10 protein-coding genes are annotated in these 9,690 nt (G+C 58.2%); 6 read left to right on the top strand and 4 right to left on the bottom strand.

Going from position 1 to position 9,690, the window contains the following annotated elements; all coding sequences use genetic code 11:
- Positions 1–77 precede the first annotated feature (77 nt).
- Positions 78–959, top strand: a complete 882-nt coding sequence (locus ABJK70_RS14630; protein ID WP_077728595.1) for a hypothetical protein — start codon at positions 78–80, stop codon at positions 957–959.
- Between the two features lie 153 nt (positions 960–1,112).
- Here ABJK70_RS14630 and ABJK70_RS14635 read toward each other — a convergent pair whose 3' ends face one another.
- From ABJK70_RS14635 to ABJK70_RS14650, 4 genes are read right to left on the bottom strand one after another with little or no spacing between them, the layout of a single operon-like run.
- Positions 1,113–2,591 (bottom strand): cbb3-type cytochrome c oxidase subunit I, encoded by a 1,479-nt coding sequence (locus ABJK70_RS14635; RefSeq protein ID WP_077728596.1) that lies wholly within the window; start codon positions 2,589–2,591, stop codon positions 1,113–1,115.
- Entirely contained in the window at positions 2,591–3,196 is a 606-nt protein-coding gene (locus ABJK70_RS14640; RefSeq protein WP_240502393.1) for a cytochrome c, read from the bottom strand. The genes ABJK70_RS14635 and ABJK70_RS14640 overlap by 1 nt, the downstream gene beginning before the upstream one ends.
- Positions 3,193–3,546, bottom strand: coding sequence for a hypothetical protein (locus ABJK70_RS14645; protein WP_347258330.1), 354 nt, complete (start codon positions 3,544–3,546; stop codon positions 3,193–3,195). Before ABJK70_RS14645 ends, ABJK70_RS14640 begins: the two co-directional genes overlap by 4 nt.
- A 44-nt stretch (positions 3,547–3,590) precedes the next feature.
- Positions 3,591–4,211 (bottom strand): DUF2076 domain-containing protein, encoded by a 621-nt coding sequence (locus tag ABJK70_RS14650; RefSeq protein ID WP_077728599.1) that lies wholly within the window; start codon positions 4,209–4,211, stop codon positions 3,591–3,593.
- A 134-nt stretch (positions 4,212–4,345) separates the two neighbouring features.
- On the opposite strand from ABJK70_RS14650, the gene ABJK70_RS14655 reads away from it, so the two are divergent.
- The 5 genes from ABJK70_RS14655 to ABJK70_RS14675 form a co-directional block, all read left to right on the top strand.
- Positions 4,346–5,041, top strand: coding sequence for an SDR family oxidoreductase (locus tag ABJK70_RS14655; protein ID WP_133718342.1), 696 nt, complete (start codon positions 4,346–4,348; stop codon positions 5,039–5,041).
- A gap of 149 nt (positions 5,042–5,190) precedes the next feature.
- On the top strand, positions 5,191–5,562 hold the full coding sequence (locus ABJK70_RS14660) for an exosortase system-associated protein, TIGR04073 family (RefSeq protein WP_077728601.1): 372 nt from the start codon (positions 5,191–5,193) through the stop codon (positions 5,560–5,562).
- A 392-nt stretch (positions 5,563–5,954) separates the two neighbouring features.
- On the top strand, positions 5,955–8,636 hold the full coding sequence (locus ABJK70_RS14665) for a PAS domain S-box protein (protein WP_347258331.1): 2,682 nt from the start codon (positions 5,955–5,957) through the stop codon (positions 8,634–8,636).
- A 271-nt stretch (positions 8,637–8,907) separates the two neighbouring features.
- Entirely contained in the window at positions 8,908–9,186 is a 279-nt protein-coding gene (locus ABJK70_RS14670; protein ID WP_166642648.1) for a c-type cytochrome, read from the top strand.
- A 205-nt stretch (positions 9,187–9,391) separates the two neighbouring features.
- Positions 9,392–9,690: DUF4118 domain-containing protein (locus ABJK70_RS14675; RefSeq protein WP_347258332.1), on the top strand; the 299-nt coding region annotated here is incomplete at its 3' end.

Genomic DNA, 9,690 nt, shown 5'->3' on the forward strand with positions numbered 1-9,690 from the left:
GCGTGGGTTGACAATCCTTTGCCGAAAAAGGCGTCTGGCCGACAATAAGGTCAAATTGGCATATCACGAGACCGCGAGTGCAGAATTTCTCCGACCGATTGGCCCGAATTCCCGAACTGACCGCACGTTGGCGTTCCGGGAACTTGAGCGATGCCGCCTATGCGGCGCTGTATTTCTTTACCTGGCTGATTGCATTGCACGGACCGCGTTTTGCTTCGCGCAGGGTCAAGAGCGATCCGAGGCCGGACGCATCAAGCTGGCTGGCGGATTTCGACCGATCGGCCGGAAGCGAATTGGAGCGGGTGCTGGTCGATCGGATCGAGCGTTATCACTTTTTCGGTCTTATCCCGAATGCTTCGGTGGCGCTCTCGGCGTGGTTGCGCGGCGAATGGCCCCTACTGCTGACCGAGCGGATTCCGCCGCCCGGAGAAGTCCTTGAGATGCAGGCGACGGGCCGGCGGCCGGTCACGGTCGTGGCCGATTATCCGCGGCTCTTGCGGCCGGTTCTCAAGAAGCCGAACGGTTTCGCTTTTTTCGTGCACGACCTCGAACATGCCTTCAAGTTCTTCCACGACCCCAATGTCCACGACGGACAGAGGAAATTTTTCGGGTTGCTTCGGGAGACGGTTCGGCAGGGTTTATTCAGTCCCTATCTGGGCGATAAGGTTTTTGCGGAGAAGTTCGATTACCTGATCAGCGACATGAATACCCACGTGATTCACAGCCTGCGCTTCCTGGGCGCGATTCTGATCGAGTGCATCTTGCGCCGGGAAGGGAAGGCGCCGCATGAAACGCTGTCGTCCGCAGCCGGGGACGAGTTAGCCGAACTGCTGCAAACCCTGAGCCGTTGCTGGGCGTTTTCGCCGGCCGCCGAGAAAGCGATGCTGCGTCTCATCGACGGCGGGTTCGGCGAGGCCGATGCGGCTTTGATCGAGCGGGCGGTCTCGCGGGCCTCGTAGGGCGGGTTAGGCCGGAAGGCCGTAACCCACCGAAGAACCCCACACCGGCGGGTTACGCGGAGCCTGTCCTGAGTTTCGTCGAAGGGCCTGTCCTGAGCCTGTCGAAGGGCTAACCCGCCCTACAGCGAACGTTCATTTGAATGCCCTCGGGAATTACGCCGTTTCCACAACAGCCGCCTTGATTCCCGGCTCTTCGGGCCGTTCGATGACCAGCGCGGGCCGGGTTTCGCGAGCGCCGATGGTCGCCAGATCCCAGATCAGCAGAACCAGGCCGACGGCGGTGACGATTCCGAAAATCAGCCGCCAAAACATGGCCTGCGTGAACCAGGGGTGGGTCTGGGCGGCGAAATAACCGCTCCAGGTCGAGCCTTCGATAGCACGTTCGATGAACGATTGCTCGTAGCCGGCGATGAGCAGGGCCACGGTCATGCCGACCACGCCGAGATTCAAGAGGACCATCGACCATTTCCACTTCCAGCCGTTGTCGGCGAGATTGGCGCCCATCCACACATTGCCGCGCCACTGTTGTACCGCGAGATAGAAGAAGGCGATATTGATCGTGGCGTAAGCCCCGAAGAACGACAAATGGCCGTGGGAAGCCGTCCATTGAGTGCCGTGGGTGTAGAGATTGATTTGCGGCAGGGTGTGCATGAAGCCCCAGACGCCGGCGCCGAAGAAGTTGCCGAAAGTGTGCGCGATCACCCAGCCCAGCGCGGGATGATTGGTGCTCTTGAACTTGTGGACGCCGGCGTCATAGATGGAGTGCACCACCATGGCGACCAGCGGAATCGGCTCCAGGGCGGAGAAGAAGCCGCCGATGGGGAACCAGTACTCGGGGGTGCCGATCCAGAAATAGTGATGGCCCAGCCCCAGGATGCCCGAACCGAACATCAGCGCCACCTCGATGTACAGCCAGGTCTGGACGATCTTGCGCCGGGCGCCCAGGAGCTTCATCAGGCTCCAGGCCATGATGCAGCCGACCAGCACCTCCCAGGTCGCTTCCACCCAGAGATGGACCACCCACCACCACCAATAGTGATCCACGGTCACGTTGGTGGTGTAGAACATCCCCGCCAGATAGAGACCGACCAGGGCGACCAGATCGAGTGTGAGCACGCCGGAGACGCCGGACCAGCGGCCCTTGGAAAAGGTGCCCGCGACGTTGTAGAAGAACACCAGCATGACGGCGACGATGCCGATATCCGCCCACCGAGGTGCCTCGATGTATTCGCGCCCTTCGTTGATCAGCCACCGGGTGGTATCGTCGCCCGCGCCGATTTGCAGGAACAGATACACCAGCACGACGACGCCGACCGCGGCCGTCAGCACCCAGAAGGCGATCTCCCCGAGCTTGAGCCCGACGATCTCGACTCCGCTCTCTTCTTCGAGAAACCAGTAGACGGCCCCGATGAACCCGTACAGCATCCACACGATCATCGCGTTGATGTGGAGCATGCGGTTCACGCTGAAATCCAGGGTTTCGAACAGAAAGCCGGGAGCGAGGAACTGAACGGCGGCGAGCAGGCCGAACAGGATTTGCGCCACGAAAAGAACCATCGCGACAATAAAATATTTCACCGCGAGCTTTTGTCCGCCATTGAGATTTCGACTGTCAAGGACTCCGACGCTCATTATTGGTTCTCCTGTGCGTATAGGGTCTTGAAGTTATGAGGAAAGCCGTTGGTGTCGATGGCCGCGGTCCATTTGAGAAAAGCGATCAGTCCCCTGGCCTCGTCTTCGGTGATGCCGAGGTCGGGCATCCTGCGCCCGGTGCCGTACGACCTGGCGTTGCCGGCCGGGTCCTGGAGGAAAGCCAGCATCAGCGTCTCGCGGTTGGTTTCGTCCACCCAATTCGGATCCAGCCAGGACTTGGTCAGGTCGGGCGCGTAGTAGGCGCCGTTCCCCAGAATCGTATGGCAGTTGATGCAGTTCTTCGCCTGAAAGGTCTTCTTGCCGAGGGTCACGAGCTTTTCCGCCTCTTCGTCGCTCAAGGTCTTGCCGAACAGAGGCGCATCGCTTTCGACAACCGGTACGTAGCGGTTCAGCTTGGCGTTGAGACGGTAATCGATCTTCTTGTTGATGACGCTGTAGGCGGGTACGCGCGCGGTGCTGCCGGCCGACACCTTGGCCATCGAGTCGAAGGTCAGGACGATCAGCAGCAGAAACGAAACCGCCGTCACCCAGATGGCGGTTTTCTTCCAAAACGTTTCGGATGCCCATAGAGGCGTAGTGTTCACGATTGTTCCCCCTCTTGTTGTTGGTTGATGATCGGACGATCGTGTTCGGAGTGTTCGCCGGCATGAGTGGCCGTGCATAGCCGCCAGATCGCCTGAGGCGCGGCGAAGTAGCCGATCAGCATGAGGCCGGCGATGATGCGCCAAAAGCCTTCGAAATGGGATGTTTCCGCCAACAGCCAAACCGAGACGGCCAGAACGCCGTAGCTGACATAGGCCAAAATCAAGAATCCGGGACGGCGCGTCAGCTTGCCCCAGGCAAAAAGCGCGGCATAAGAGGCGCCGGCGAGGATGATCGTAGCGGCCGAGAAGACGTTGAGAAAGAAATCCTTTAGCTCGACCGGTTCGATCATCGGCGGTGCAAGGATGTCCGCTTGTGTGCGTTCAACCGGGAGCGCTACACGTCCAACGATTCGTCGTCGTCATATTCGTCGAATCCATCGCCGGAGTCGTCGAAGCCGGAATCGGAAGCCGGTTCGTCAGCGTTGTAGTACTCGTTGATGGTGATGTTTTCGACGTTTTCAGGAGAAGTCGATGCCGAATCGAGGAATCCGCCGCCGGAACCGTGGTGCAAAAGGTTTTCGATGCCGTGGAACAGAAACGCGCCGCCCGCGATTCCGGCCGCAGTCGCTGCCGCCGTACCTAAGAAACTCATGGCGGAGCTTTGTCCGGCCATATTCGTAGCATGGGGCGATGCCGGCGGTCCACCGGCAGGCGGCATGGACGCTGGCCGGTTGGGGGATGTGCCCCAAGGGTCCGCACCCAGAAAACCGCTCGCTTGGGAGCTTTTAACCTGCAATTGATTGATCTGATTTTGCAGTTGCTCGATTTGGGCCTTGGCGGCATTCAGCGCTCTTTCCTGCAACAGCGCTTTCTGTACGAGCAGATAAACGGCATCGGGTTGTTGTGCCGTGGCCTGATTGATGAGAGTGTCGGCTTCCGGATCTTTGCTGGATACTTTAATTTGCTTGAGCTGGTCGAGGAAATTGGTCAGCAGACGTCGTTCTTCGGTGTGCATCAGGGTCTCCGCGTCGGAATATGTTGAATGATGCTGAAGTTAAGGATTTGTCAAACATTTTACAAGGTCTGACGGACGGCGCCGCTGTCGTGCGCCAGGGCAATCAATGAAATGGTTCTAAAGGAGAAATCAGCATGGCTACTGTACTGGTAACCGGTTCCAATCGTGGCATCGGTCTCGAATTTTGCAGGCAATACGCTGATGCGGGCTGGAAAGTTCTGGCGTGTTGCCGCCGTCCCGAGCAAGCGTCGGATTTGCAGGGTTTGGCCATCCATCATCCGTCGGTTTCCATTCATCAGTTGGACCTCGGAAATTTCGACCAGATCGATGCGCTGGCGCACGCCCAGGCGTCCGAAACGATCGACGTGTTGATCAATAACGCCGGAATCTACGGCGACTCCGGCCGGAATGTCCTTGGGGCGCTCGATTACGAGCTTTGGGCGCGGGTTCTGAAGATCAATGCGGAGGCGCCGGTCAAGATGACCGAGGCGTTTCTTCCCCATGTTTCGCGCAGTGAGCGCAAGTTGGTGGTCGCCATAACCAGCCTCATGGGCAGCATGGCCGATAACTCGAGCGGCGGCGCAATCATGTACCGCACCAGTAAGGCCGCGCTGAATGCCGCCATGAAGAGCCTTGCGATCGATCTCAAGCCCCGCGGGGTAGGTGTGATGATTTTGCATCCCGGCTGGGTGAAGACCGACATGGGCGGTTCAAACGCGCCGACGTCGCCGGCCGAAAGCGTCGCAGGCATGCGGCGGACGATCGAAGGTTTCGCTCTCCGCGACTCGGGGCGGTTCCTGGATTTTCGCGGACGCGAACTTCCCTGGTGAAGAAAGACGGCAAGCGTGTCATTTGAAAAAACACGGACCTTTGCCTACGCTTCATGGAACACGGGAAGATCGAAGCGAAGCTTCGAGGTGAAAGAACTTTCTCGTTGCTATGGTCACGAAAATCACTGTTTGCCAGCAAGGGGCCACTCATGTCGAGATCAATAAGAACCATTTTCCTTTCGGCGACGGCGGCGCTGGTCATGTCGTCCGCGTCGATGGCTTCGGACAATTACGGTCATGACGTGGGCATGAAATTGGGTTCGGGGCTGAGCAATCTGGCCATGGGATGGGTCGAGTTCCCCAAGAACATGATCAATACCACGAACGAAACCAACGTCATTTTTGGGCTCTCCGGCGGGTTTCTGAAAGGCGGGTTGCACACTCTAGGCCGTATCGCGTCCGGCCTCGTCGATGTCATTACCTTTCCCTTGCCTACGCAACCGATCACGAAACCTACCTTCGTGTGGCAAGACTTCGGCGTCGAAACGCAGTATGGTCCCGTCTTTCAGTTGAAAGATTAAGTCGGAGCGCGGCGGACCGTTGGTCAAGGTCCGCCTTTCTCGAAGCAAGAAGGGGTGACCGAGGTTCTCCCGGCATGGAGCGCCGACTCACCCCAGCCCTCATGTCCGTCCCCAGCGTTGTCTCCGGCCGATTTAAGGCGGAGTCGATCCCGTCATTGATAATTCTCGATTCGAAATCATACCGGTCATAATAGGTCCAAGTAGGTAAAGCACAATCAGCCGCGTTGATCAGTCTAATCATCCTATCAGCCTGGAATTCGAGCGGTTTTCCGAATCATCGAAATCGCCGCCGACAACATGGAACGCGGGAATTCACTGATTGGCGTCATTTGATCGCTAGCTATATTTCAGATCCAGGACGGACAGATGGTTTTGTCTGAATAGGTTGGTATATGCCAAAGGAAAAAAAGAGCAATCCAGCATCGATGTTTCCGGATGGGATGTCCGGATTCAAGTCGATAGACCGGTTTACCCGAACCTTGCTGGACGGCTTCGACGACGCGGTGTGCATGCTCGACGAGGCTGGCAACGTCGTTTTCATGAATCGGGCAGCGGAGGAGTTGTTCGGCTATTCCGAAGAAGAGCTTCGGGGACGATCCGTGTTTTCGGAACTGGAGGTGCCGGCGGAATCAACGCCGCTCCGCTGGGATCGCAAGCCTACGACGGTTGCGCAGGAGCGTTTCTTCAATACCAATGAGACTCGGTTCCGCCGCAAGGACGGAACGGTATTTGGTGCCCGGTATAGACTCACGCCTCTAAAGGAAGACGGCGTTCGTCTGAACCTTCTTCACCTGACCTGCATCGGTCCGTGCGAGAAGCGCGACGGCGTATTCGATACGGAGTCCAATCTCAGGGCGATACTCGACACCATCAGCGACGGCGTCATCGTCATTAACGATGTCGGGATTATTCAATTGCTCAACCCGGCCGCCGAGCGATTGTTCGGATACAAACGGGAGGAACTGATCGGGGAGAACGTCAACCGGCTCATGCCCTCGCCTTATCACGAAGAGCACGACGGCTATCTCGCCAATTACCGCAAGACCGGCATCAAGAAGATTATCGGTACCGGCCGCGAAGTCGCCGGTCAGCGCAAGGACGGCAGCGTTTTCCCGATGTATCTCTCCATCGGCGAGCTTCGGCAAGGGAATCGCCGCTTATTCGTCGGCATCACCCACGATTTGACTCGGCGAAAAAAGAACGAGGAATACCTGTCGATTCTGTCCGGTGCGGTGGAGCAAAGCCCGAACGCGATCATGATTGCCGATCTCGAAGGTCGCATCACCTTTGTGAACCGGGCCTTTTGCCGCCTGACCGGATACAGCGCCGACGAAGTCATCGGTCTGAACCCGCGGCTGTTGCAGTCGGGCCAGACGCCGCAGGGGGTTTACCGGCGGCTGTGGGAAACGATTCGGGCCGGCAAAGAGTGGCAGGGAGAGATTCAAGACCGGAAAAAATCGGGCGAACTGTATTGGGCGCTCGAAACGATCACCCCGATCCGCGATGCTTCCGGCAAGGTCACCCGTTATCTCGCGACCCAGCGGGACATCACCGAGCAGAAGCGCGCCAAGGAAGCGTTGCAGGAGAGCGAAGAGCGCTTTCGGCAAGTCGCGGAGATGGTCGGCGAGTGGTTGTGGGAGCAGGACCCGGAAGGCCGTTACGTTTACAGCAGCGGCTCGGCCTATACCATCCTCGGCTTGAAGCCCGAAGAAATCATCGGCAAGCGCTACCTGGATCTCCTGACTCCCGAGGATCGGCAACACTGGGCCGAGACCTTGCCGCCGACCGAGCGCGTTCACGAGGGTTTTTACAGGCTCATCAATCATTACCGCCACCGGGACGGACACGAGGTTTTCACCGAATCCACCGGCGCCCCGATATTCGACGACGAGGGCCAGGTCGTCAAATGGCGCGGCATGGATCTGGATATTACGGCGCGCAAGCGAGCCGAGGATACCCTGCGCTTGCGCGAGCGAGCCATCGAAGCGGCGAGTGTCGGTATCGTGATCGCCGACGCCCGGCAGCCGCATTACCCGAATATTTACGTCAACCCGGCGTTGAGCCGGATTACCGGCTATTCGCGCGAGGAGTTGCTGGGACGAAACCTCAAGATATTGCAGGGTCCGGAAACCGAAGAAGCCGCTAAAGAGACGATTCGCCAAGCATTGAGGCAAGGAACCAGTTGCGAGGTCGTGTTGCGAAATTACCGGAAGAACGGAACTCCCTTCTGGAATGAGCTGCTGCTGTCGCCGGTGCGGGATGGACAGGGTGTCGTCACCCACTACATCGGCATTCAGACCGATGTGACCGAGCGCCGGCGGGCGGAAGAGGAACGGCACGAACTCGAAATCGCCAAGCACATTCAGCTCTCGCTGCTGCCGAAAAGACCGCTGCGGCTTCCGATGGCCGAGATCGCCGGGGTCTGCGTCCCGGCGAGCCACGTCGGCGGCGATTATTTCGATTACTTCCATTACGATGGAAATGCCGATATCGTCGTGGCCGACGTATCGGGCCATAGCGTCGGTGCCGCTCTCATCATGACCGAAATGCGCAGCACCTTGAAAGCCGAGACCCGAAGGACGCCGGACAATCCGGCTCCGCAGAGCGCCGCCGAGGTGTTGCGGGCACTCAACCATCTCCTTTACGAGGATTTGAGTGCGGCCGAGCTTTTCATCACGATGTTCTATCTGAAATACGATCTCGGAGAACGCCTGCTGCGCTATGCCAACGCCGGACACAACCGCGCCTTGTTGCGGAGGCAGCGGGATTGGACCGTTAGCGAACTGGACGCGGAAGGACTGATCCTCGGCGTCAAGCGGGACGTGTTTTTCGAGGAAAAAAGCCTCATTCTGGAGGCGGGCGACCGATTGCTGCTCTACACCGACGGCGTGATCGAGGCGCAGAACGAACAGGGAGAATTCTTCGGCATTTCGCGGTTGTGCAACATCTTCGCCGCGGACCGCTCGGAATCGCCGGAAGCGACCATTCGAAAACTGATGAGCGAGCTGCGGACCTTCAGCGGGGAGAACGAGTTCGCGGACGACATCACCATGGTGAATTTACAGATTCGTTGAGCGGGCGAATTTCGCTCGGTGCGTCCGGTTCGCCCGGCTCCAAGGGATGCTGGCCTTTTCGTTGTAGCGATGTGGCTCTCGTAGGTCGCGATCAGGCGGAGCCGTTCCCCGACAGGCGCGTTATGCTCGGCGCGCGGATTTGTTCAGAGCTTTCTTAACTTAGCCTTACCTTGGTTGATTTCTTATGCGCATGGTATTAAAACGCCCGATTACTGTCGTCTTTTTCGCCCTGATCTTGGCAAGCTGCGCGGAATCCGAGACGAAAACGTCTATGCAGACGGCATCCCGCCCCTCGGATTACGCCCGCGGCAAGTATGTGTATAGCGCCTTCTGTGCCGAGTGCCATGATTCCGGCCGAGACGGGGCCCCCATGCTGGACGATTCCGAAGCCTGGGAATCGCGGACCCTGGAATTGCCGTCGCTGCTGACGGATCATGCGACCAAAGGTTTTTTGGGCATGCCGGAAAAAGGCGCCCATTCCGATTTAAGCGACGACGCCGTTCGAGATGCGGTCCATTACATGATCAGGCAGATTGCGAGCGGCGATTAGCTGCCGAATGGGTGGCGCAATGCCGACCTCGCCGCCGGGATTTTCGGGAACGGTGCAATTACTTCGGTCAGAAGGGGGCAAATCGGCCCGAGTGATGAAACTTCTACTTTAACTTTGGGGTCTTATCGAGGTTCGTCAATTTAGGTAACTCTACTTACCGGCAAGGAGTGCTTTCAACAGGGAGCGCACTCAAATCAAACGGTTTTTGTTGAACAGCTACGTCATAGCGGTACTCGGCACCTTGGCCGTATCGCTCATTCTGGCGTTTTTCAATCCGGTTTTCGCCGGATCTCCGCCGCTGCTGCTGTTTTTGGTTGCGGTACTGCCGGCGGCTTGGCGCGGGGGGCTCGGTCCGGGGCTTCTTGCCACTGCCCTGAGTACTTTTGTCGGCATGTACTTCTTGGTCGAGCCCAGTTATTCGCTGGATATCGCTGAAACCGCCGAAAGACTGCGTTTGCTCCTGCTGTTCAGCGTCGGAATGCTGCTCAGCCTGGTGCTCGATCG

The sequence above is a fragment of the Methylocaldum sp. genome (assembly GCF_039794385.1).
GTDB lineage: Bacteria > Pseudomonadota > Gammaproteobacteria > Methylococcales > Methylococcaceae > Methylocaldum.

Excerpts from the sequence above, each read along its gene's own strand:
- ABJK70_RS14635 (WP_077728596.1), bottom strand. The coding sequence starts at position 2,591 with ATGAGCGTCGGAGTCCTTGACAGTCGAAATCTCAATGGCGGACAAAAG.
- ABJK70_RS14645 (WP_347258330.1), bottom strand. The coding sequence starts at position 3,546 with ATGATCGAACCGGTCGAGCTAAAGGATTTCTTTCTCAACGTCTTCTCG.
- ABJK70_RS14650 (WP_077728599.1), bottom strand. The coding sequence starts at position 4,211 with ATGCACACCGAAGAACGACGTCTGCTGACCAATTTCCTCGACCAGCTC.
- ABJK70_RS14655 (WP_133718342.1), top strand. The coding sequence starts at position 4,346 with ATGGCTACTGTACTGGTAACCGGTTCCAATCGTGGCATCGGTCTCGAA.
- ABJK70_RS14660 (WP_077728601.1), top strand. The coding sequence starts at position 5,191 with ATGTCGAGATCAATAAGAACCATTTTCCTTTCGGCGACGGCGGCGCTG.
- ABJK70_RS14665 (WP_347258331.1), top strand. The coding sequence starts at position 5,955 with ATGCCAAAGGAAAAAAAGAGCAATCCAGCATCGATGTTTCCGGATGGG.
- ABJK70_RS14670 (WP_166642648.1), top strand. The coding sequence starts at position 8,908 with ATGCAGACGGCATCCCGCCCCTCGGATTACGCCCGCGGCAAGTATGTG.